17 protein-coding genes are annotated in these 22,566 nt (G+C 68.1%); 6 read left to right on the top strand and 11 right to left on the bottom strand.

Annotation, left to right across the window (positions count from 1 at the left end; translation table 11 throughout):
* Positions 1-33 precede the first annotated feature (33 nt).
* The 10 genes from ACM6JT_RS23205 to ACM6JT_RS23250 form a co-directional block, all read right to left on the bottom strand.
* Complete coding sequence (locus tag ACM6JT_RS23205) at positions 34-621, bottom strand: DUF3156 family protein (RefSeq protein WP_414857389.1); 588 nt, start codon at positions 619-621, stop codon at positions 34-36.
* Positions 618-2,120: an APC family permease gene (locus ACM6JT_RS23210; protein ID WP_414857390.1), complete on the bottom strand. Its 1,503-nt coding sequence runs from the start codon at positions 2,118-2,120 to the stop codon at positions 618-620. Before ACM6JT_RS23210 ends, ACM6JT_RS23205 begins: the two co-directional genes overlap by 4 nt.
* 252 nt (positions 2,121-2,372) lie before the next feature.
* Positions 2,373-3,713: an aspartate aminotransferase family protein gene (locus ACM6JT_RS23215; RefSeq protein ID WP_217587776.1), complete on the bottom strand. Its 1,341-nt coding sequence runs from the start codon at positions 3,711-3,713 to the stop codon at positions 2,373-2,375.
* 69 nt (positions 3,714-3,782) lie between these two features.
* Complete coding sequence (locus ACM6JT_RS23220; protein ID WP_414857391.1) at positions 3,783-5,285, bottom strand: aldehyde dehydrogenase family protein; 1,503 nt, start codon at positions 5,283-5,285, stop codon at positions 3,783-3,785.
* A 164-nt stretch (positions 5,286-5,449) separates the two neighbouring features.
* Positions 5,450-6,190: a response regulator transcription factor gene (locus ACM6JT_RS23225; RefSeq protein ID WP_414857392.1), complete on the bottom strand. Its 741-nt coding sequence runs from the start codon at positions 6,188-6,190 to the stop codon at positions 5,450-5,452.
* Positions 6,191-6,356: 166 nt separating this feature from the next.
* Complete coding sequence (locus ACM6JT_RS23230; RefSeq protein WP_034180453.1) at positions 6,357-7,238, bottom strand: neutral zinc metallopeptidase; 882 nt, start codon at positions 7,236-7,238, stop codon at positions 6,357-6,359.
* Between the two features lie 353 nt (positions 7,239-7,591).
* Entirely contained in the window at positions 7,592-9,619 is a 2,028-nt protein-coding gene (locus ACM6JT_RS23235) for a sigma-54-dependent Fis family transcriptional regulator (RefSeq protein ID WP_414857393.1), read from the bottom strand.
* Between the two features lie 347 nt (positions 9,620-9,966).
* Positions 9,967-10,473: an acetone carboxylase subunit gamma gene (locus ACM6JT_RS23240; RefSeq protein ID WP_414857394.1), complete on the bottom strand. Its 507-nt coding sequence runs from the start codon at positions 10,471-10,473 to the stop codon at positions 9,967-9,969.
* A 40-nt stretch (positions 10,474-10,513) separates the two neighbouring features.
* Positions 10,514-12,838, bottom strand: coding sequence for a hydantoinase B/oxoprolinase family protein (locus ACM6JT_RS23245; RefSeq protein WP_414857395.1), 2,325 nt, complete (start codon positions 12,836-12,838; stop codon positions 10,514-10,516).
* A gap of 11 nt (positions 12,839-12,849) precedes the next feature.
* Entirely contained in the window at positions 12,850-14,994 is a 2,145-nt protein-coding gene (locus tag ACM6JT_RS23250; RefSeq protein ID WP_200882397.1) for a hydantoinase/oxoprolinase family protein, read from the bottom strand.
* 432 nt (positions 14,995-15,426) lie between these two features.
* On the opposite strand from ACM6JT_RS23250, the gene ACM6JT_RS23255 reads away from it, so the two are divergent.
* The 5 genes from ACM6JT_RS23255 (at position 15,427) to ACM6JT_RS23275 (ending at position 20,397) form a co-directional block, all read left to right on the top strand.
* Entirely contained in the window at positions 15,427-16,218 is a 792-nt protein-coding gene (locus ACM6JT_RS23255; RefSeq protein WP_414857396.1) for an SDR family NAD(P)-dependent oxidoreductase, read from the top strand.
* 185 nt (positions 16,219-16,403) lie between these two features.
* Positions 16,404-17,450 carry a LysR family transcriptional regulator gene (locus ACM6JT_RS23260; RefSeq protein WP_175747420.1) on the top strand — a complete coding sequence of 349 codons (1,047 nt, stop codon included), beginning with the start codon at positions 16,404-16,406 and terminating at the stop codon, positions 17,448-17,450.
* Positions 17,451-17,550: 100 nt separating this feature from the next.
* Positions 17,551-18,243 carry a hypothetical protein gene (locus ACM6JT_RS23265; protein WP_414857397.1) on the top strand — a complete coding sequence of 231 codons (693 nt, stop codon included), beginning with the start codon at positions 17,551-17,553 and terminating at the stop codon, positions 18,241-18,243.
* Positions 18,244-18,338: 95 nt separating this feature from the next.
* Positions 18,339-19,646, top strand: a complete 1,308-nt coding sequence (locus ACM6JT_RS23270; protein ID WP_414857398.1) for an MFS transporter — start codon at positions 18,339-18,341, stop codon at positions 19,644-19,646.
* 49 nt (positions 19,647-19,695) lie between these two features.
* Complete coding sequence (locus ACM6JT_RS23275; RefSeq protein ID WP_414857399.1) at positions 19,696-20,397, top strand: DUF2848 domain-containing protein; 702 nt, start codon at positions 19,696-19,698, stop codon at positions 20,395-20,397.
* Positions 20,398-20,577: 180 nt separating this feature from the next.
* On the opposite strand, the gene ACM6JT_RS23280 is transcribed toward ACM6JT_RS23275, so the two are convergent.
* Positions 20,578-21,558: an NAD-dependent epimerase/dehydratase family protein gene (locus ACM6JT_RS23280; protein ID WP_414857400.1), complete on the bottom strand. Its 981-nt coding sequence runs from the start codon at positions 21,556-21,558 to the stop codon at positions 20,578-20,580.
* Positions 21,559-21,656: 98 nt separating this feature from the next.
* Between ACM6JT_RS23280 and ACM6JT_RS23285 the strand changes: the two genes are divergently transcribed.
* The gene (locus ACM6JT_RS23285; protein ID WP_414857401.1) at positions 21,657-22,559 is read left to right on the top strand and encodes a LysR family transcriptional regulator; all 903 of its coding nucleotides are present in this window, start codon (positions 21,657-21,659) and stop codon (positions 22,557-22,559) included.
* Positions 22,560-22,566 lie beyond the last annotated feature (7 nt).

Genomic DNA, 22,566 nt, shown 5'->3' on the forward strand with positions numbered 1-22,566 from the left:
ACCGAGGCGTTCGCCCCGCCGCAACGCCACAGCTTACCCGCGCAAAAACCTGCGCAGTGCCGTTTCGAATGCAAGACAGGCCGCCGACAACGCGGCCGCCTGCTCGCCGGTCAGCCGGACGTAGCGGCGAAACGACGGCATCCGGTTCACGACCTCGCTGCCGCCGAACGGCACGATCGCGAGCGTCCAGCGGCCGTCGCGCGCGTCGATCGCGCAGTCGGTCAGGTGCAGCGGCCGCAGCGCGTCGGCCAGCGACGGCTCGGCGACCAGCGCAGCCACCGTGTCGACGAATCCGGGGTCGCATCCCGGCGCGGGCGCCGCGTCGATACCCGTGCGGCGCAGCCAGCCGGTCTGCCGCACACGGGCGCGGCCCTGCGCGGCCGGGCCGCATACGGTCACCGCCACCTTCACGCTGACCGTATGCATCAGGAACTGGCGCTCGACGCGCTCTTCGACGTTTACGCACACGCCGTTCGGCAGCCTTACCGTCGGACTGCCCACACCGTCGGTATCGCGCACGGCATGCAGGTCAGCGAGCACGCGCGCGGCGATCGCGCCGGGCCGGTGGCCGTGCGGCGGCGCATCAGGCGCCGCGCGCCATCGAGCGAGCGCGGCCCTCACGACGCGACGTGCTCGTTGCGCAGCACTTCCTCGACCGGCACCGGCTTGAACGGATGCCGGCGCTGCACGACCAGCGTCCAGAACAGCGCGTACAGCGCGGTAAGCCCGAGCATCGCGCCGAACGGCACGTAGATGTCGCGCGCGTTCATGCCGGGCGGCGTGATGTACCAGATCGCGAGCACGATGCCGACGCTCGACACGATCTGCGGCAGCGGGAACAGCGGCGAACGATACGGGCGCGGCAGGTCCGGGCGGCGGATGCGCAGCATCACGACCGACGCGGTGACGAGCAGGTACGCGGTGCCCCACGCGCAGGTCGCGGCGAGCACGAGGTGCAGGATGCTGTCGAGATTGCCGTTGATCAGCCATGCATGGAAGATCGGCACGACGGCCGCCGCGACGATGCCGACCACCGGCGTCTTGAAGCGCGGATGCAGGTACGCGAAGCAGCGCGGCAGCGCGCCGTCGATCGCCATCCCGTACAGGATGCGCGGCAGTCCGGCCATCAGCGTGTTGATCGTCGCGGCGCCCGCGAACAGGAACGCGATGCCGAACCAGATGCGGCCGAACGGCCCCAGCACCTGCAGCGCGAACGCGGGAATCGCGCCCGGCGTGTCGAGCAGGTGCGTGAGGCCGTCGGGGCTCACGGGCACGTTCGCGACCTGGCGGCGGATCGCCGCGCCGTACAGGAACATGCAGATCGCGACGCCGACGAGGCCGATCGTCATCGCGCGCGGGATCGTGCGGCCCGGCGCCTTCATTTCCGGCGCGAGCGGCGTGACGAACTCGCAGCCGACGAACATGAACATCGCCATCCCGACCAGCGACAGCACGGCCGGCACCGACGTGCCGACTTCCGAGCCGCCGAACCAGCCGTCGAGATGCACGGCCGGCGCGGCCGCGAGCCCGAGAATCCCGAAGATCATCAGCGACAGCCACATGCCGGCCGTCAGCACGATCTCGAGCTTGCTGAACACCTTGATGCCGACGATGTTGGTGATCGCGAACGTGATCACGAGGCCGACGCCGACGAGCCAGGAGCTGTTGTGCTTCTCGAACGCGGCGTTCAGCGATTCGAAATTGACGAGCGCCATGATGCCGCTCAGGATCGTCTCGGCCGTACCGGCGAACACGTGCACGAGGAAATACGCGGAAATCGTGCCGGTGATCGCCCAGAAGCGGCCCAGCCCGCACGACAGGTAATCGTAAACCGAGCCGGCCGTCGGCAGCATCGCGGCGGCTTCCGAGAACGTGGTCGCCTGCGCCTGCATCATCACGAACGCGATGATCATCGCGACCGCGAACGCCCAGCCGCCCATCCCGAAGCCCGACGTCGCGGTGAGGATCACCGGGCTTGCCATGATGAGGCCGACGGCGCTCGCCAGCGCGGTCGGAAAGCCGACCGCGCCCGCCTTCAGCGCCGTGCCGCCGCCCGCTTCGGCCGGCGTGCCGGCGGACGTATCGCTCGCGGCGCCGGTAACTCCTGACCATCCCGACATCGTTGTCTCCTTCCTTTGTCGACCGGTGCCGGCGCTTCGGCCCCTGCTCCAGTCGAATGCTTCACGATCGGCCCGGGGGCGGAGCTTCAGCGCTTCGGCACCCGGGTCTCCTGTCGATCACACTTGATCCGATGTCGAAAAAATACGCAGGCAAAATAAACCGGTCATAGCGCAAATCGGCAAACCGGCGGCGGCCAGGCTGCCCACCGCCGGTTTGCGGTCACACTGTCACGCGCTCATGCCGTCATTCCGTCACGCGAACGGCACGGCCTCGAAGCCCGCCGCAAGCGCGTCGACGATCCGGTCGAGCTGTTCGCGCTGGATCACGAGCGGCGGCGACAGGATGATCTTCGTGCCGACCGGCCGCACCAGCACGCCGTTCTCTCGCGCGACTTCCGCGACCGCGTTCGCATAACCGGACAGCGGGTCGATCGGCTCGCGCGTCTCTTTGTTCGCGACGAGGTCGAGCGCGAGCATCAGCCCCTTGCCGCGCACCTCGCCGACCGCCGCGAAGCGTTCCGCGAACGGCCGCAGCGCCTCGAGCAGATACGCACCCTGCTTCGCCGCATTTGCCGGCAGGTCTTCCTTGACGACGATGTCGAGGCTCGCGATCGCGGCCGCGCACGCGACCGGATGGCCCGCATACGTGTAGCCGTGCATGATCGCGCCGCCGAAGTCCGCATTCGCGGCGAACGCGTCCTCGATCCGCGCGTTCACGACCGTCGCGCCGAGCGGCACGTAGCCCGACGAGATCCCCTTCGCGAGACACATGATGTCCGGGCGCACGCCCCAGCCGCGGCTGCCGAACATGCTGCCGCTGCGGCCGAAGCCCGTCACGACCTCATCGGCGATCAGCAGCACGCCGTAGCGATCGCACACCTCGCGCACGAGCGGCCAGTAGTTGGCCGGCGGCACGATCACGCCGCCCGCGCCCTGGATCGGCTCCGCGATGAACGCAGCGACCGTGTCGGGGCTCTGGAACTGGATCTCGCGCTCAAGCATTTCCGCGCAGATCCGGCCGAGTTCCTCCGGGTCCTGCGTGAACGGGTTGCGGTACAGCCACGGTGTCTCGACGTGGAAGCAGCCGGGCAGGTTCGGCTCGTAGTTGCGGCGGAACACCGTGTTGCCGTTCACCGACGCGCCGCCGAAGTGCGTGCCGTGATAACCCTGCTTCAGCGAGATGAACTTCGTGCGATCGGCCTGGCCTCGCACCTTCCAGTACTGGCGCGCGATCTTCAGCGCGGTCTCGATCGCGTCGGAGCCGCCCGAGCTGTACAGCACGCGGCGCATCCCTTCCGGTTCGAGCATGTCGATCACCTTCTTCGACAGCTCTTCCGCGCGCGGATGCGAGATCCCGTCGAACAGCTGGAAGTATTCGAGCTCGTCGAGCTGGCGCACGATCGCGTCCTTCACTTCCTGGCGGTTGTGGCCGACGTTCACGTTCCACAGGCCCGCGACGCCGTCGACGAGCTTGCGGCCCTGTTCGTCGAACACGTAGCAGCCGTCGCCGCGCACGATGCGGATCGGCTTGCGCTGCTTCATTTCGTTCGGGTGCACCATCGGATGCCAGAATTTTGCTTCGTTGTAGCTCATTGCAGTCTCCACTGTCGGATCGTTTGAACCTGGTCGTTCGGGGTCAAGGGTCGTGGTTCGCGCCGCGCGTCAGTGCGCGATGCAGACGGATTTGGTTTCGGTGAAGCCTTCGATCGCGTACTGGCCGAACTCGCGGCCGATGCCCGATTGCTTGTAGCCGCCGAACGGCATCGACGGGTCGAGCGGGATATGGCAGTTCACCCACACGGTGCCGGCTTCGATCTGCGGCACGAGGTTCATCACGCGCTTCAGGTCGTTGCTCCAGATGCTCGCGGCAAGGCCGTACGGCGACGCGTTCGCGAGGCGCACGGCGTCGGCCGCGTCGTCGAACGGCACGACGACGATAACCGGGCCGAACACCTCGTCGCGCACGATCGCGCTGTCCGGATGCGGATCGGCGATCACGGCCGGCTTCACGAAATAGCCGGGCAGGTCGTCGGCCGGCGTGCCGCCCGCGAGGAACGTGAGACCGGCGCGGCGCGCGCCTTCGATGTGCTGGACGACCTTGTCGCGATGGTGCGCGGAGACGAGCGGGTTGATCTGCGCGGTCGTGTCGAGGCCCGCGCCGAGCTTCATCGACTGCGCGACGCCCGCGAGGCCGTCCGCGAGCTGCGCGAACTTGCTGCGATGCACGTAGATGCGCGACGCGGCCGCGCACACCTGCCCCTGGTTGAAGAACGCGCCGGCGGCGACGCCGTCGAGCGCCTGCGCGACGTCGATGTCGTCGAGGATCACGATCGGGTTCTTGCCGCCGAGTTCGAGCGAGAAGCGCGTCATGTTCTGCACGGCCGCCGCGCCGACCAGCTTGCCGGTCGCGGTCGAGCCCGTGAACGAGATCTTTGCGATCGACGGGTGGCTCGCGAGCGCGGCGCCACAGGTGCGGCCGCCCGTGACGACGTTGAACGCGCCGGGCGGCACGCCGGCTTCGCGCGCGAGCTCGGCGAGACGCAGCGCGGTGAGCGGCGTTTCCGGCGACGGCTTCAGCACGATCGTGCAGCCGGCCGCGAGCGCGGGAATCAGCTTCCACACCGCGATCATCAGCGGGAAATTCCACGGCACGATCGCGGCGACCACGCCGACGGGCTCCTTGCGCGTATAGGCCGTATAGCGCGTGCCGGGCGGGAACGGGATCGACACGTCGAGCGTCTGGCCGGTGATCTTGGTCGCCCAGCCGGCCATGTAGCGCACGTATTCGACGCTCGCGCCGACCTCGATCGCGCGCGACACGTGGATCGACTTGCCCTGGTTCAGCGTTTCGAGCTGCGCGAGCGTTTCGGCGTCGCGTTCGATCAGGTCGGCGAGTTTCAGCAGGATGCGTTCGCGGTCGGCCGGACGCAGGCCGCTCCACACGCGCGTGTCGAACGCATGCTTCGCGCTGGCGACCGCGCGATCGACGTCGTGCTCGTCCGCATCCGCGACCGTTGCGAGCCGCTCGCCCGTCGCGGGGTCGTACACGTCGAGCCGCGCTGCCGCGTGCGCGGGCTGCATTTCACCGTCGATGAAGAGGCCGAAATCGCGCGCAACGAAGGTGCGCACGGTGTCGCTGACGGTGACGAAGTTCGTGGTGCTCATGGGTGTCTCGAGGATTGTCATGGCTGGGCCGCGTGCGCGTGGGCACGCGGGCGTCGGACCACTGTATCGACGACGGATCGCGCTCGGTGAGCGCAAATTGGCAGCGCGTTGGCGAGGCGCGTGCAGTCGCAAACAACGGACCGCGTAATCGGGAACGGAAGGCGTTACAGGAACAGCGCCCCGACCAACTCGGTGCGATTCGACACGCCGAGCTTGCGATACATGCGCATCAGGTGCGTCTTGACGGTCGGTTGGCCGAGCGCGAGATCGCGCGCGATCTCCTTGTTCGAGCGGCCGTCGCGCACGAGGCGCGCGATCTGTTCCTCGCGGTAGGTCAACCGTTCCTCGCAGCCGATCCGGTGAATCCCGCGCCGCGCGCGCAGCAGCGGGCTCAGCGCGGCTTCGGCGACAGGCTGCAGCCGCGCGAGCGCATCGATCTCGCCCGGCGCGAACCGGCCCGCCGTGCTATTTCCGGTCGCGCCGCCGCCCGCCTCACCCATCTCGAAGCGCAGCAACGAGAACGCGCCGACCGTGCGGCCCGCGTCGCGCAGCCAGATCTCGACGACGTCGGTCACGTCGTGCCGGCGCAGGAAACGGGTCCAGTACGCGGACGCCTCGCGTCTTTCGTCAGGCAATTGGGAAGCGAGCGTGACGACCGCCCGCTCGCCCGCCGCGCAACGCGACGGATGCAACGGATCGAGCATCCGGTAGCGCGCGACATAGGTACGATGCATCGACTCCGGCATCCCGAACAGCTCGAAATCGGCCGGTTCGCCGCTCTGGTCGAGCCGGTAGAACACGATCGCGGACGGGCTCGCGAACGCGTCGAACGCGTCCACGCACGCGCGCAGCGCGCGTTGCCAGTCGGCGGCGTCCTGGTCGGCGGGAACGGATAGGGTCGGCATGGAGGAATCGGCAGGCGGGCGAACGCATCTAGGTTCGGGCCAGCCTACCGGCGCCGAAAAGCGCCGGTGAGCACGAATCGGCAAATCGTCCCGGTCTGGCGGATTCGGCCGGTATGGCCGGTGTGGCCGGGACGATGCGGGCGCGCGACGGCGCGCGCGCCCTCTGTCAGCGCGCGTTCGCGGCGAACGTGTCGCAGGCGCTCACCTCGCCCGCTTCCATTCCGCGCCGCAGCCAGTACACGCGCTGGTCGCTGCTGCCGTGCGTGAAGCTTTCCGGCACGACATAACCCTGCCCTTGCTGCTGCAGCCGATCGTCGCCGATCGCGGCGGCCGCCTTCAGCCCCTGCTCGAAATCGCCGGGCTCCATCAGCCGCTGGTTCGCACGCTGCGCGTTGTTCGCCCACACACCGGCGAAGCAATCGGCCTGCAGTTCCATCCGCACCGACAGCGCGTTCGCGCGCGCCTGGCTCGAACGCCTGCGCGCCGCGTCGACCTTGTCGGAAATGCCGAGCAGGTTCTGCACGTGATGGCCGACTTCGTGCGCGATCACGTAAGCCTGCGCAAAATCGCCGCCCGCGCCGAAACGCTTGCGCAGTTCGTCGTAGAAACCGAGATCGATATACACCTTGCGGTCGGCCGGACAGTAGAACGGCCCCATCGCCGTCTGGCCCGTGCCGCATGCGGTCGGCGTCGAGTTCGTGAACATCACGAGTTTCGGCGGCTCGTATTGCCCATGCAGCTGGGTGTTGAACACGCCCGTCCACGTGCGCTCGATATTGCCGAGCACCTTGCGCGTAAACACCGAGCCCGGATCGTTCGCCGGCGCGCCCTGGCGCTGTGCCGGCGCGGGCTGCGCCTGCTGCTGGCGGCCCTGCAGCGCCGATGCGCCTTCGAGCACCACGCGCGGGTCGATCCCGAAGAAATACGACGCGGCCAGCGCAACCACGATCGTGCCGATGCCGATCGTCGCGCCGCGCCCGCCGCCGAAACCGCCGGCGCCGCGGCGGTCCTCGACGTTCATGCTTTCTCTTTCGTCGTCCAGCCTCATTGCCGGCTCTCCCTTCCTTGTCGTTGTGCCGACCGGACAGCCCCGGCAGGCGATCGATTGCCATTGCGACGGGCAGCGTCCGGTGCGCTATCGCACGGTGGCACCGCCCGGTCAGTCGTGCAGCATTGTGCAGACCTGTCGATACACGACGCACGCGGCGCCCGGATGACAGACTGGCGCACGCGCCATTTTGCCGACCTTGGCGTCTTATCGCAAAAATATGGAGCATAGAGCGGCCGGGCCGGCGACATCGTCATTTTTTGCAAAATGACGCCTCGTGCGGCCCGGGAGGACGAGATGACCAGGGGAACACCGGGCTTGCACGCCCGCCGTACGGCCAGGCCTGCCGCGACTTACTTCGCGTGACCCCGGCGAACGTCGCTCACTGCGTCGAGCAAGCGGTACTTGCGGATCTTTTCATAGAGCGTGCTCTTCGCGATGCCGAGCTGACTCGCCGCCTTCGTCAGGTTGCCGGCATGACGCGCAAGCGCGCGGCGGATCGATTCCGCCTCGGCCATCTTCAACGAGTCGCCCGCATCCGGCGCGAGCGCGTCGACGGGCCGCGCGGCGCACGCATCGAGCGACGCCCCCGCGCCGATCTCGGCAGGCAGCTTGTCGGCCTGGATCACCGGGCTGTCCGACAGCAGCAGTGCCCCCTCGATCGCGTTCCGCAGTTCGCGCACATTGCCGGGCCACGGATAACGCAACAGGCGTGCATACGCATCGTCGTCGAACGACCTCGGGGAAAGGCCATACGACTCGCACAGATGCCCGAGCCAATGCGCAATCAGCGCCGGCAGGTCCTCGCCACGCTCGCGCAAGCTCGGAATCGACACGGTCGTGACCGCGATCCGGTAGTACAGATCCATCCGGAACTGGCCTTTCGCGACGGCGTCCTTCAGATCCCGGTGCGTCGCCGCGACCAGCCGGAAATTCACCCTGCGCGGCGTATTCTCGCCAAGGCGATAGATTTCGCTCTCCTCCAGCACGCGCAGCAGGTGCGGCTGGATGTCGAGCGGCATTTCCCCGATCTCGTCGAGAAACAGCGTGCCGCCATCGGCCGCTTCGATCTTGCCCGCCACACCGGACTTGCGTGCGCCGGTAAATGCGCCTTCCGCGTAGCCGAACAACTCGCTGGCAAGAAGGTCTCTCGACAACCCGCCGCAGTTGAGCGCAACGAACGGACCGTCGGCACGATCGCTCGCCTGGTGGATACCCTGCGCGAACAGCTCCTTGCCTACGCCGGTGTCGCCGAGCAGCAGCACCGGCACCCTGGACGGCGCGAGCTGGCGCGCACGATTCACGGCTTCCCGCAATGCAGCGCTGTCGCCGACGATGCGCTCGAATCCTCGCGGCTCGCCGCCGTGCCGTTCCCGTCCGCGCGCGATCGGGACGGCGCCGCGGGGATTCGCGATGCCCGGCGTCACGATCATGTAGCCGAGCACGTCCGCGCCGTCACGCACGGTTTCGATGTGGCTGCGCAGCAGCCATGCCGGCGCGCTCGCCGGCAGGCGGCCGTCGCTCGCGTAGTGCTCGAGTTCGGGCAGCGCAAACGACGCGTCGCACCGGATATCGAATCCGAGCCGGCGCAATACCGGAACGACCTGCGCGTTGGCCTTGACGAGTCGGCCGCGCTCGTCGACGACGATCACCGCATCGGCGGAAGACGCACCGAAGCGTGACGCGCAGCGGTCGAGCAGGCTCAGGCGGCGCGCCATGCCATCCTTCGCGAGCCGGCTTTCGATACGCCCCGCAAGCGACACCGCGAGCGCAAGGCTGTAGGGGTTGTAGGTCTGCGCGAGCCCCGAAATGTCGATCACGCCCAGGACGTGCCCGTCACGCGGATCCTGGATGACGGTCGCCGAACAGGTCCAGCGCTTGATCCCCGCGCAGAAGTGCTCCGCGCCATGGATCTGGATCGGCTGCCTGAGCGCGAGCGCGGTGCCGATCGCATTGGTGCCGCAATTCAGCTCGGTCCACTCGCAGCCCGGAATGAGGCCGACCTCGCGCGCAGGCTCGACGATCCGCATGTCGCCCTCCTGCTGGAGGATCATCCCGCTCGGATCGGCCAGCAGCATCACCGTGCCCGTCTGCGAAAGAAAATCCCGGGTCTGCTGCATCAGCGGCAGGCTGGCATCGACGAGGCGACGGTTCGACGTGCGCCACTGCACAAGCCCGTCTTCATCGAGCGGCGGCGGCGCGCGGTCGACGCCGGGATCGACGCGGCTGACGAGACAGCGCTGCCACGAATCGTCGACCACGCCGCGTACGTCGGGCGAACGCCACTCGCTGCCTGTCACCAGATGCTCCCATGCGACCATGATGCTCGCGTCATGGTGTGGACTGGGAAACCAGTCCATCGGCGTGCCTCTCTGTTGCATGTCTGTCTCCTGGCGGTTTCGTGACGGCACGAACCGCACAGCCGTCGCAGCGGCCATTTTGTCGACTTTGTGGGGCGCCCGACCGCAGCCGGCGGCGAGCGTAGCGACTATCGTACTCCGTCCCGGCGCCTCGACGGCCGTCCGGACACAAACCACTGGAAGCAATGCGCGCGCCAGCAAGCGGTCGCCCTCAAGTCGTCGCGCGGCCCGGCACGCCGCCGGGAACCGATGGCCGAAAAGAAACCGGCCGTTCGAAAATCGAACGGCCGGAAATCGAACGCTTCCCGCGAGCGAAGCCGAAACCAGGCCGGCGAACGCCGAGCCCGCAGGCAGCCTCAAATGTCAGATCATTGCACGCGCTCCGGAACCGGCAGCTTCACCCATTCCGCGTAGAACGCATCGATGTCGGGTTCGAAGTCGTGAATGACCGGATACCACGGCGTAGGCGCCTCGACGTCGTGCATCGCGCCGCAGGTCGGGCAATAGTATTCGCGGTAGACCTGCCATTGCGTGTCGGGCGCCATCAGGCGTGGATAGACCTCGTCCATCGCCTCTTCGGATTCGCGCACGAAGATGTTCGCGTGCAGCTTCCAGTTGTCGCGGTAATCGCAGAACACGTGGCCGCAGTCGCACTGCGTGACCCAGTGCTTCGTCGCCCATTGCTGCACGATATACAGGTGCGGGCCGAGCGGCAGCACGATGCGGTCCTTCCAGCCGAGCTTCTGCTGCAGCGCATCGACATACATCCTGAAGCGCTCGCCGTCCTTCGGCATCGACAGCATGCGCAACGTCGTCTCCCAGTCGAGCTTGCCGTCGACCATGTTCCTGATCTGTTCCTTGGTGTAGCTAGACATCTCCATTCCTCCATGTGGGTGATAGTGCGCAGGGTCCGGCTTACTCCTCGACCAGCACCACCGTATTGACGTCGGGCATCTTCGACAGGTCCATGCGGAATTTCGAGCCGTAGGTCGGCACGTCGAGCTCGTCCTCGGTGAGCGTCCACGTATCCGGCAGCTCCCAGAACGCGCGGAACTGCTGCTCGAATTTCGTCGACAGGCCGAAGCTCGTCGCGAACATGTGCTGCACCTGCGTCGATGCGTGCTTGAGCAGGATCCGCTCGCGCTCGCCCTTCATCCATTCGCGGGTCGGTTGCGAGCGTGCGAGACGCGCGTTGCGGATCTCGATGCGCTGAAGCGCGGTCGCTTGCGAATCGACCGTCCAGATGCCGTTGGCATCCCGCGTCGCGACCGCCCCATAGACCTTCTGTGCGTATTCGGGCAGCAGCACCGCGTTGTTGAGATCGCGCTCGATCGCGTCGATCTCGCGGTCGAGCGGATCGCCGAAGCCGGGGCCGCCGCGCAGGTAGTTCAGGTAGAGATCGTAGTTGCTGTAGCAGTCCTCCGTCGTCATGCATTGCTGGTCGCGCTTGACGACCGCGCCGGCGTTCAGGTGGTTTTCGTAATCCGGCAGGTCCGGATTCGTATCGCCGCCGAGCGGCAGGCTCTCGCCGAGCGCGATGCGTTCCTTGATGCCCGTGCGATGCGCCTCGAAGCGATAGCCGGTGGCGGGCGGGTAGCCGCCCATCAGGCCCCAGTCGCTGTTCATGTAGCCGTTGCCCATGAAGAACATCGTCCAGTCCTGCGCCTTCCAGACCATGCGCAGCGTCTCGAATCCGCACCCGCCGCGGTACTTGCCGTAGCCGCCCGAATTCGACTTCACGTTGCGGCCGAGATACAGCAGCGGCTCGGCCATCTCCCAGATCTCGATGTCGCCCATGTCGCCTTCGGGGTTCCAGATCGCGGCCGCGTGATTCAAACCGTCCTTGATCGCGCACGCGCCGGTGCCGCACGACGATGCCTCGAAGCTGTTCACCGCATGGATGTCGCCGTCCTGGTTGATCCCGCCGCCCTGCAGCCAGTTCGACGTGTTGGCGTTCCCCGCATTGACTTCCTCGAGATAGCCGCGGCTGAAGTACGCCTGCGACAGTGCGCGCCACATCGCGCTCCAGCCCGACACCAGGAAGTGCCACGCGTAAGCGTGTCCGGTGCGGCGGTCGTCCGGGTTCATCCACGCGCCCTTGGGCAGGTGGAATTCGGTGCCGAAATACGCGCCGTCGTTGATGCGCTGCGTCGGCACCAGCGTCTGCGTCATCATCACCCAGATGCCGCTCGTGAACGCGACCTGATGCGCGTTGTACGAGTGCCAGCCCCAGCGGCTCGCGCCTTCGAAATCGAGACGCCACGAGCCGTCCTTGCGGATCTCCATCTCGACCGGCGAATGCATGATCGAGTCGAGCTTCGCAAACGCCGACGACGTCTGCACGTCCGGATGGTTGTACGGCACGTCGACGAACGCGACCTTGCGATACTTGCCCGGCAGCGTCATCGCCTTGATGCGCGTCTGCAGGCCGCGCCGTCCTTCCTCGATTACCTCGTAGCTGAATTCCTCGTATGCGTCGAGGCCTTCCTCGCCGATCACTTCCTCGATCAGGTCGCGAATCATGTGGCAGCCGGCGATACGCGTGCGCTCGTCGAGAATCCAGTACTTCGGCGTGCGAACCGATCGCTGGCTCTCGTGCAGCCAGTCGCGCAGCGGCGTGTCGTTCACCCCTGTCTTGCGGCACGTGATCATGTAACCGTCGCCGAAACGCTGCACCTGGCCCGTCGACATCGAGCCCGGCGTCACCGCGCCGGTATCGATCACGTGCGTGACGCCGCCGACCCAGCCGACCAGCTTGCCGTGCGCGAAAATCGGCACGATCGTCGCGATGTCGCACGGGTGGACGTTGCCGATCGAGCAGTCATTGTTGGTGAACATGTCGCCGGGCTGAATGCCCGGATTGGCTTCCCAGTTGTTCTCGATCATGTACTTGATCGCCGCGCCCATCGTGCCGACGTGGATGATGATCCCGGTCGACGTGAGCACGCAGTCGCCCGCGGCGTTGTAGAGCGTGAAGCACAGCTCCCCTTCCTGCTCGACGATCGGGCTCGCGGCAATCTTCTTGGCCGTTTCGCGCGCATGCACCAGGCCGCCGCGCAGCTTCGAGAACATCTTCTCGTAGCGGATCGGATCGCGCTCGCGCAGCGCGAGCCGTTCGAGCCCGTTGTAATGGCCGGTTTGCGCGGTGCGCTCGAGAATGCCGTCGCGAAACTGCTTGAGCGTCTGGCCGTTCTTCAGCAGATCGGCGAAGCCGACTTCCTGGCTGGACATCATGTTCATCGCATGTCTCCTTACTTGACTTCGCTGAGATGGAAGAGGCGGTGCTTGTCGAGCGTGGTGGCGAAGCCCTTCGGGACGACGAACGTCGTCGCGTCGGATTCGATGATCGCGGGCCCCGCGATCTCGTTGCCCGGCTTGAGCGACTCCATTCGCCAGATCACCGCGTCATGCCACTGCTTGTGCCGATACAGCCGCCGCGTGCCGATACGCGCGTCCGCCGGCGGCGTGGGGCCGGCGACGGGGTCTTCCGGCAAGACGGGCTTCTGCGTGACGACCATGCCGCGCATGATCGCGCCCGTGACCGAGAAGCCCAGCTCCGGCGAGCGCGCGGAGCTCGCGTACACGCGGCCGTAGGTGTCTTCGAAGGCCGTCACGATCTTGTCCCAGTCGTCCGCACCGGACGCGCCCGCGATCGGCGATTCGATTTCGAGGTCGTTGAGCTGGCCCATGTACTGCATCCGGAAGCCCGGCCGCAGGATCACGTCGCGCTCGCTGAAGCCGTTGATGCGAAACTCGTCGATCACCTTGGCGGTCAGTTCGGCCCATGCCTTCTGGATCGTCTGCGCGGCCCGCGCCTTCTCGGCGTCGGACGCGAGCTGCGGCAGCGCGAGATCGACGCTCTTGTCGTAGCGATACTCGAAATCCGCGCACGCGCAGCCGAATGCCGAGAAGCCCGCCGCCCACGCCGGCACGACAACATCCTTGAAGCCGAGGCCTTCGGTGTAGCCATATGTATGAACCGGCCCCGCGCCGCCGTACGAGAAGCACACGAATTCGGTCGGGTTGTAGCCTTTCGCGCTGACGTTCGAGCGCAGGTATTCGCGCAACTGCAGGTCGAGCAGCTCGATCACGCCGGCTGCCGCATCCTCCACGGAGAGTCCGAGCGGCTCGGCGATCTGCACGCGAATGTGCTCGCGGGCGCGATTCACGTCGAGCTTGATCTGGCCGCCGAGGAAGTTGTCCGGGTTCAGGTAGCCGAGCACGACGTGGCAATCGGACACGGACACCGTCGTCAGGCCGCTGTCGGGCCAGCACGTGCCGACGCGATAGCCGGCGCTGTCCGGTCCGAGCTTGATGGCCCCGCTGTACGGATCGAGCCGCACGAAGCTGCCGGCGCCCGCGCCGACCGAATCCATCGTGACGAGCGGCAGCGACAGCACGAGGCGCGCCATGTCCGGGTCGGACGCGATCGCGAATTTGCCCTTCGTGATGAGCGCCATGTCGAACGACGTGCCGCCGATGTCCGAGCATGCGATGTTGTCGTAGCCGAGTGCCTCGCCGAGGAGCTTCGAGCCGATCACGCCGCCGATCGGCCCCGACACGATGGTGCGTGCCAGTTCCTTCGCTTTCCAGCTGATCGTGCCGCCGTGCGTCGCCATCACGCGCAGGTCGAACTTCGCGCCGTGCTTGCGGAAGCGGTCGCTGACTTTCCTGAGCGTCTGCCGCGACGGCTCGGCCGCATACGCCTCGAGCACCGTCGTGTTCATCCGGTGGCTTTCCTTGCGCTGCGGGTAGTAGTCGACCGATGCGAACACCGGCAGATCGACGCCGCGCGCAGCCAGCTCGTCGCGCACGATGTCCCGCGCCTGGCGCTCGCTCGCCGCGTTCTTGTGCGACTGGAGAAAACAGATGACGATCGCTTTCGCGCCGGCGGCGACGAGCTCCCGCGTGGCCTGCCGCACCTCGTTTTCCCGCAGCGGAATGACGATCTCGCCCTGGACATCGGTACGCTCGGTGACACCGCGCGTTCGCGACAACGGCACCAGCGGCTCGTCGTAGCGGTGCGTATTCAGGTGGATGCGCTCTTCGAGCGCGTACCCGAGGTAGCTCTGGATCGCCCGCCCCATCAGGTGCACGTGCTCGAAGCCCTTGTTGACGAGCAACCCGACGTCGAGCCCCTTGCGCTGCACGACGCGGTTGAGCATCGCCGTGCCGGAATACACGCAGGTGACGAGTTCCGGATAGACGTCGTCGACGTCGCGTTGCCAATGCGCGAGCGCGTCCTGCGACGAGTTGAAGATCGCGAGTGACTCGTCCTCCGGATTGCTTTGCGCCTTGCCGACGACAAACCGTCCGTCCTCGCGCACGAAGAAGGTGTCGGTCATCGTGCCGCCCGCGTCGATGCCCAAGACCTGGACTTGCGAAAGTCCTTCCATGGTGATGTCTCCAATGATTGAAGTCGTGATGAGCCTCGTTCCGGTTCGAGCGAGGTCATCGTTCGATCCCGGGCGTCGGCTCATCTGCAAGGAGGCAACAACCGTGCCATTCGGCGGATCCGGCCGGTCGGCGCGCCCGGGCCAAGCCAGGCGGGGCGCTCATCGGATGGAGCGGGTTGCTTCGGGCAGGTAGCGCACCGGCCGACGTCCGGATTCCGGACTGGACTGGCGTCCGAATATCAGTCGGCGCCACCGGGCGGGCGGCTGCACACTCGCCCCGGATCCGGAACGGCGGCAACGCGAGCGCCTCGCCGTGCGGCGTCGCGTCGTCGCCGGCCGTCATTCCTCATTCGCATTCATCCTTTCGGCTGATACCGGCGCTCGCCCGCTCCGCCTAAAGTGACCGGAAACGACACCCTTCCGGAGAACGACATGACGCATCCACAGCCCCGCACGATCGCGATCACCGGTGCGGGCACCGGCATCGGCGCCGCGTGCGCGCGCCGCTTCGCCAGCCGCGGCGACCGCGTCGTGCTGATCGGGCGGCGTCAGGCGCCGCTCGACGCGCTGGCCGCCGAGACGGGCGGCCTCGCGCTCGCCGGCGACGCCGCGAGCAGCGCCGACTGGGCCGGCTTCCTGCCGCGAATCGCCGAACGCTTCGGCCGCGTCGACGCGCTCGTCGCGTGCGCGGGCGGCCACGGCGTCGGCCGCGCGGATGAAACCGGCGACGCGCAGTGGCGCGACGCAATGCACGCGAACCTCGACACTGCGTTCGTCAGCGCGCGTGCATGCCTGCCCGACCTGATCGCGCAGCGCGGCAGCATCGTGCTGGTCGCGTCGATCGCGGCGCTCGCGGCCGGGCCCGGCGTATGCGGCTATACGGTCGGCAAGCACGCGCTGCTCGGGCTCGCACGGTCGCTCGCGCGCGACTACGGTCCGCACGGCGTGCGCGCGAACGCCGTGTGTCCGGGCTGGGTCCGCACGCCGATGGCCGACGCGGAAATGGAGCCGCTGATGGCCGCGCACGGCGACTCGCTCGACGGTGCTTACGCACGCGTCAGCGCCGACGTGCCATTGCGGCGCGCGGCCGACCCGGACGAAATCGCAGCCGTCTGCGCGTTCCTCGCGTCGCCCGACGCGTCGTTCGTGACCGGTGCGACGCTCGTCGCGGACGGCGGTGCGATGGTCGTCGACGTGCCGACACTCGCGTTCGACAAGCTTTGAGGCGCGGGGGCATGCCGCCCGCGTGATGCGTCGCTGCGGGCGGCGTTCCGTGCAACGTCCTCCGGCACTCCGACGCCCGCTGCGGCACGCTCATCGCACCGTCCGCTCGTTTCCCGCTCCAAAAATCCGCTACCATCGACCGATCCTGCCGCCCCGCCCGGCGCCTCCTCACCGTTCCGACCTCGATGAACATCCGGTTTCTTGAAACCTTCGTCTGGCTCGCGAAGCTGGAAAACTTCCGGCTGACCGCCGAAAAACTGCACACGACGCAAGCCGCCGTGTCGAGCCGCATCGCGTCGCTCGAAGAAGCATTCGACGTGCGCCTGTTCGACCGCAACACGCGTTCGGCCACGCTCACGCCCGCGGGCCGCCGCATGCTGGCCTATGCCGAGCGGATCGTGCGGCTCGACGGCGAAATGCGGCGCGACATCGACGCAGCGAGCGATGCCGGCCTGATCCGGATCGGCGTGATCGAATCGATCGTGCACAGCTGGTTTCCGGCGCTGATGGCGCAACTGCGCGAGCGCTATCCGCGGCTCGACGTCGAGATCACGAGCGACACCACGCTGCACCTGACTCGCCTGCTCAGCACCGACGGCGTCGACCTGATCCTGCAGACCGACCCGGTGCCGGGCCCCGATTTCACGAACCTGCCGCTGTGCGAATTCCCGGTGCGCTGGGCGGCAAGCCCGCGCCTCGGGCTCGGCGGCCAGCCGCTCGACGTCGCGCGCCTCGCGGAATTTCCGATCATCAGCTTCTCGCGCCACTCGGGGCCGCACGCGACGATCGAGCGGCTGTTCGCGGCCGTCGAGCGGCCGGCCAGCATCAACTGCATCACGTCGGTCGCCGCGATGATCCGCCTCGTCGCCGACGGCCTCGGCGTGGCCGCGCTGCCGCCCGCGATCATCGGTCGCGAGCTGCACGAAGGCACGCTCGAACTGCTCGACGTCGAACCCGAATTCCCCGCGCTGCCGCTCGTCGCAACATACCGCAGCCAGGGCCTGCCGGTCGCCGCACGCATCGCGGAACTGGCGAGCGAGATCGCGCGCGCGATGCCGGCCGCCGCGAGCATCGCGAAACCGGCTGCAGCGGCCAGCCCCGAACCCGTCGACGCATCGCCCGCCCGTACGACGGCCAAAACAAAGAAAAATGCCAAGGCAACTGCGAAGCGCACGGCGAAATCCGCGCCGCCCGCCGCCGCCCCGGCCAAACGCCGCCCGCGCCGCTCATAAGAAAACCTGTTCACCGCGAATTTGTTTTCTTGTTGGACGGGCGCGGCCCGTCTTCGGGACACTGCGGTTCCTGACATCCCCCGTCACGAGGAACCCCGCGATGACCCGTCTTCCCCTTCCGCACGGCCAGCTTTGCGTCTGGACGGATATCGACCCCGCGCACGAAGCCGACTTCAACGCGTGGTACGACCGCGAACACATGCAGGAACGTGTCGCGATTCCCGGCTTCACGCATGCGCGGCGCTTTCGCGCGACCGACGGCGGCCCGCGCCAGTACCTCGCGCTGTACGTGACGGACACGCTCGACGTGTTCCGCAGCGACGCCTACCGGCGCGCGTTCACGCAGCAGACCGCGTGGTCGCTCGCGAACTTCGAACGCATGACGGGCACGCAGCGGCGCGTCGGCGAACTGACGATCGAGGCCGGCGACGGCGAAGGCGCGCAACTCGCGCTGTTCGTGCTGCCGCCGGAACGCATCGACGTGCCGCAACTGCGCGAGCGCTTCGACGCCGCCATGCAGGAACCGGGCATTCACGCGGCGCGACTCTTCTGCACCGCGCCCGACCTGTCCGCGCCGATCGGCGCCGATGCGGCCGCCCGCCCGGCCGCCGACGCGCTCGTGCTGATCGAAGGCAGCGACGCGGCCGCGCCGCGCCGCGTGGCCGCCGCACTCGCCGGGCACGACGACGTACGCACCTTCGACCTGCTGTGGCGCGCCGCCGCGCCGCTGCAGGTTGCGCGCCGCGACGCCGAAGCAGAAGCAGAGCCGGCCGCCGCCGCGCTGCCTGCCTGAACGCCGACGCCGGCCGCGCCGCACCAGCACCCGCACGCGGCCGACGCGTCGGCCCCGCGCTTGATCCCGTTCTCCGTCACGACAGGCCCGAACCCATGAGCACTCTCGCCCAGCCCGCCGCCCACGTGCCCCGCCGCGTCCGCACCAGCCGACTCGCGACCGCGAGCATGATCGGCACGTCGCTCGAGTGGTACGACTTCACGATCTACAACACGCTCGCCGCGCTCGTCTTCAACCACCTGTTCTTCCCGTCGGTCGATCCGCTGGCCGGCACGATCCTCGCGTTCTCGACCTATGCGGTCGGCTATGTGTCGCGCCCGCTCGGCGGCTTCGTGTTCGGCAATCTCGGCGACCGTATCGGCCGCCGCGCGGTGCTGATGCTCACGCTGGTGCTGATGGGCGTGACGACCGCGCTGATGGGCGCGCTGCCGACCTATGCGCAGGCCGGCATCCTGAGCCCGATCCTGCTCGTCGCGCTGCGCTTCGTGCAGGGCGTCGCGCTCGGCGGCGAATGGGCCGGCGCGGTGCTGCTGTCGGTCGAGCATGGCGACCAGAACCGGCGCGGGCTGTCCGCGTCGTGGACGCAGATGGGCCCGTCGTTCGGCACGCTGCTCGGCACCGGCTGCATCGCGCTCGTGACGCTGTCGACCACGTCCGCGAACTTCCTGTCGTGGGGCTGGCGCGTGCCGTTCGCGGCCAGCGCGCTGCTCGTCGTGTTCGGCTTCTGGCTGCGGCGCGGCGTCGACGAAACGCCGCAGTTCGAGCAACTCGCCGAATCGCACGCGACCGCCGAGGTGCCCGTCGCCGACGTGCTGAAGTACCACTGGCGGCGCCTGCTGATCGCGGGCGGCGCGCGGATCGGCTCGGACGTGCTGTATGCGCTGATCGTCGTGTTCACGCTGACCTACGTGACGACCGTGCTGCACCTGTCGCGCCCCGTCGCGCTGACGGCCGTGATGGTCGGCACGGCCTGCAACGCGCTCGCGGTGCCGTTCTTCGGCGCGCTGTCGGACCGCTTCGGCCGCCGGCCCGTCTATCTCGCCGGCGCGATCGCCGGTGTCGTGTGGGCGTTCGTGTTCTTCGTGATGCTCGATTCGGCGCGCCCCGGTGCGATCGTCGCGGCCGTCGCGATCGGCCTCGTGATCCATGCGGTGATGTATGGCCCGCAGGGCGCATTCGTGACCGAACAGTTCCCGACGCGCGTGCGCTATGCGGGTTCGTCGCTCGCGTACACGCTCGCCGGCATCGTCGGCGGCGGCTTCGCGCCGCTCGTGATCGCCACGCTGTTCCGGCAGACGGGTACGACGACGGCCGCGTCGCTGTACGTGACCGCAGCGCTCGTCGTCACCTCGATCGCACTCCTCGCCGCACGCGAGACCGCGCACCGGCCGCTCGCGGAATGAGCATCGCCGCAAGCCGATTCATTCCTTCGCACTTCAAACGGATATCCGCATGCAAGCCCTGTCGTTCAACGTGATTTCCCTGCAACGCGCGCCGGCCGCCGTCGACGTCGAGATCGAGCGCGTCGTGATTGCCGGCTGGGCCGGCCGCGATCCGGCGGCGATCCGCGCGCACATCGACGAACTCGCGGCGCTCGGCGTCGCGCCGCCTTCGACCACGCCGTGCTTCTATCGCGTGTCGTCCGCGCTGCTGACGCAGGCGCCGTCGATCGGCGTACTCGGCGCACGCTCGGGCGGCGAGATCGAATGCGTGCTGGTCGACAGCCCGGCCGGCACGCTGGTCACGGTCGGCTCCGATCATACGGATCGAGAAGTCGAGGCGTACGGCGTCGCGGTGTCGAAGCAGGTGTGTGCGAAGCCGCTCGGGTGCGACGCGTGGCTTTACGCGGATATCGCCGATCACTGGGATGCAATCGAGATGCGTTCGTGGTTGATCGCGCGTGACGGCGAACGCATTGCATATCAGCACGGCGCGGTCAGCGGCCTGCTCGCGCCGGACGCACTGTGGCAACGCTTCGACGACCGCTGCACGATGCCCGCGCGCTGCGCGATGTATGGCGGCACCGTCGCCGTGCATGGCTCGATCGCCGCGATGGGCGACGGCGACGCGTTCGAGATGGAACTGCATGATCCGGTGCTCGGGCGCAGCCTTCGGCACCGGTATGCGGTCGAGGTGTTGCCGGTCGTGGCGTGACGGGGGACGGCGGGCCTGACGGATGCCGAAGTGAAAGGCTCTGCACACATGCTTTCGTGCCGACACGTTTCGTTGGCCTCCGCCTCTCGCGTCGCCGTTAAACGCACGTTTCGCTCGCCTCCACCTTTCGCGTCGCCGCTCACCGCACGTTCCGTTCACCTCCGCCTCTCGCGCCGCCGTTCACCGCAAGCAACCCAACCCCGCCAGCGTCGCCTCCACCGCCGTATCGAGCGGCGTCAACGGCTCGCGGCCGAGCACCGCCGTCACCCGCGCGTTGTCCATCCTGAGCGGCTCGCGCCACAGATAGCGCATCTCCAGCATCTCGCGCAGCGTCGTGACGAACGGCGCCGCGGCCCACACGAGCCACCACGGAAAGCGCCGCACCGCAGGCCGCATTCCGTGCCGCTGCGCCACGCGACTGATGGCCTCGGCCATCTGCGTGCCGTCCGCGTCCCAATGCCCGCCGAAATGGAAGCGGGCAAACGGCTCCAGCGTGTCGCGCCGCTCGATCAGTTCGACCATCGTGCGCGCGACGTCCGGCAGATACGCCCACTGATGGCCGACGCCCGGCCGCCCCGGCACGCGAATCGTCGAGACGGGCCGCCCCGGCTTGATCAGCCCCTGCGCAAACCAGTTGTTGCCGGCACGCACCCCGAAGAAATCGCCCGCGCGCACGATGATCGTGCGGACGCCCTGCGCGGTCGCTTCCTGCAGCCGCCGCTCCAGTTCGACGCGGATCGCGCCCTTGCGGGTCGCCGGATGCTGCGGCGCGTCTTCGCGCAGCACCGGAAACGCGTCGGCGCCGTAGTTGTAGACCGTGCCGGGCAGCACGACGGTCGCCTGCGCCACCGTCGCCGCCGCGATCGTGTTGTCGATCATCGGCAGCACCTGCGTCGGCCAGTTCCGGTAGCCGGGCGGGTTCACCGCGTGCACGATCACGCTGCAGCCGCGCGCGGCCCGCACGACCGCCTCGCGATCCATCGCGTCGCCACGCATCCACGTCATCCCGTCACGCTCCACGACTTCGGCGTCGAGCCCGCGCTTGAGCGCACGCACCTGCCAGCCGGCATCGCGCAACTGCCGCGCGACTTCCCCGCCGATCCCGCCGCTCGCGCCGAGCACGAGTACCTGCCGTTGCGCCGCGCCTGCGTTCGTCGTCATTGCCGTTCTCCTTGAATGAACCGTCGTGAGATGCATTCTGGCGCGCCGATGGCTAGCAAGGAATTGCCTAACATCGGATATCATCTATACATTTATGCATGACCACCGATCTGAACTGGGAACGCTACCGGACCTTTCTCGCGGTGCTGACGGAAGGCTCGCTGTCCGGCGCGGCGCGCGCGCTCGGCATCACGCAGCCGACGGCCGGCCGCCACGTCGCGGCGCTCGAGGCCGCTTTCGGCCAGACGCTGTTCACGCGCTCGCCGTCCGGCCTGCTGCCGACCGAGGCGGCGCTCGCACTGCGCGGCCATGCAGAGGCGCTGCGCAGCGCGGCGGCCGCGTTCGAGCGCGCGGCCGCGAGCCACGGCGCCGGCGTGCGCGGCACCGTGCGGATCTCGGCCAGCGACGTGATCGCCGTCGAGGTGCTGCCGCCCATGCTCGCGCAATTGCGGCGCGATCATCCGGGGCTCGTCATCGAGCTGGTGCCGACCGACCGCATCCAGGACGTGCTGAACCGCGAAGCCGACATCGCGGTGCGGATGGCGCCGCCCGCGCAGGACGCGCTCGTCGCACGGCGCGTCGGCGCGATCGAGGTCGGGCTGTATGCGCGCGACGACTACGTGGCGCGCAACGGCGCGCCCGCGGAGATCGACGAACTCGCGCATCACGCGCTGATCGGCTTCGATACCGTCACGCCGTTCATCCGCTCGGCTGGGCGCGGGATGCCGCTGTGGAAGCGCGATGCGTTCGCGCTGCGCACCGACAGCAACCTTGCGCAACTCGCGATGATCCGCGCCGGCTACGGCGTCGGTTTCTGCCAGACGGGGCTAGCGAAGCGCGACGCGAGGCTCGTGCGCGTGCTGCCGGACGGGCCCGCGATGAAGCTGGAAACCTGGGTCGTGATGCACGAAGACCTGCGGACGAGCCCGCGCTGCCGGGCCGTGTTCGATGCGCTGGCGGACGGGCTGCGCGCCTACGCCGACGGAGAAGCCGCCGAGTAGAAGGCGC

Source organism: Burkholderia sp. IT-111MI5 (genome assembly GCF_949752865.1).
In the GTDB taxonomy this organism is placed as follows: Bacteria; Pseudomonadota; Gammaproteobacteria; order Burkholderiales; family Burkholderiaceae; genus Burkholderia; species Burkholderia pyrrocinia_C.

Coding starts and splice junctions, on each gene's coding strand:
- ACM6JT_RS23210 (WP_414857390.1), bottom strand. CDS start 2,120: ATGTCGGGATGGTCAGGAGTTACCGGCGCCGCGAGCGATACGTCCGCC.
- ACM6JT_RS23260 (WP_175747420.1), top strand. CDS start 16,404: ATGAACATCCGGTTTCTTGAAACCTTCGTCTGGCTCGCGAAGCTGGAA.
- ACM6JT_RS23285 (WP_414857401.1), top strand. CDS start 21,657: ATGACCACCGATCTGAACTGGGAACGCTACCGGACCTTTCTCGCGGTG.
- ACM6JT_RS23275 (WP_414857399.1), top strand. CDS start 19,696: ATGCAAGCCCTGTCGTTCAACGTGATTTCCCTGCAACGCGCGCCGGCC.
- ACM6JT_RS23255 (WP_414857396.1), top strand. CDS start 15,427: ATGACGCATCCACAGCCCCGCACGATCGCGATCACCGGTGCGGGCACC.
- ACM6JT_RS23270 (WP_414857398.1), top strand. CDS start 18,339: ATGAGCACTCTCGCCCAGCCCGCCGCCCACGTGCCCCGCCGCGTCCGC.
- ACM6JT_RS23280 (WP_414857400.1), bottom strand. CDS start 21,558: ATGACGACGAACGCAGGCGCGGCGCAACGGCAGGTACTCGTGCTCGGC.
- ACM6JT_RS23245 (WP_414857395.1), bottom strand. CDS start 12,838: ATGAACATGATGTCCAGCCAGGAAGTCGGCTTCGCCGATCTGCTGAAG.
- ACM6JT_RS23220 (WP_414857391.1), bottom strand. CDS start 5,285: ATGAGCACCACGAACTTCGTCACCGTCAGCGACACCGTGCGCACCTTC.
- ACM6JT_RS23235 (WP_414857393.1), bottom strand. CDS start 9,619: ATGCAACAGAGAGGCACGCCGATGGACTGGTTTCCCAGTCCACACCAT.
- ACM6JT_RS23230 (WP_034180453.1), bottom strand. CDS start 7,238: ATGAGGCTGGACGACGAAAGAGAAAGCATGAACGTCGAGGACCGCCGC.
- ACM6JT_RS23240 (WP_414857394.1), bottom strand. CDS start 10,473: ATGTCTAGCTACACCAAGGAACAGATCAGGAACATGGTCGACGGCAAG.
- ACM6JT_RS23250 (WP_200882397.1), bottom strand. CDS start 14,994: ATGGAAGGACTTTCGCAAGTCCAGGTCTTGGGCATCGACGCGGGCGGC.
- ACM6JT_RS23215 (WP_217587776.1), bottom strand. CDS start 3,713: ATGAGCTACAACGAAGCAAAATTCTGGCATCCGATGGTGCACCCGAAC.
- ACM6JT_RS23265 (WP_414857397.1), top strand. CDS start 17,551: ATGACCCGTCTTCCCCTTCCGCACGGCCAGCTTTGCGTCTGGACGGAT.
- ACM6JT_RS23225 (WP_414857392.1), bottom strand. CDS start 6,190: ATGCCGACCCTATCCGTTCCCGCCGACCAGGACGCCGCCGACTGGCAA.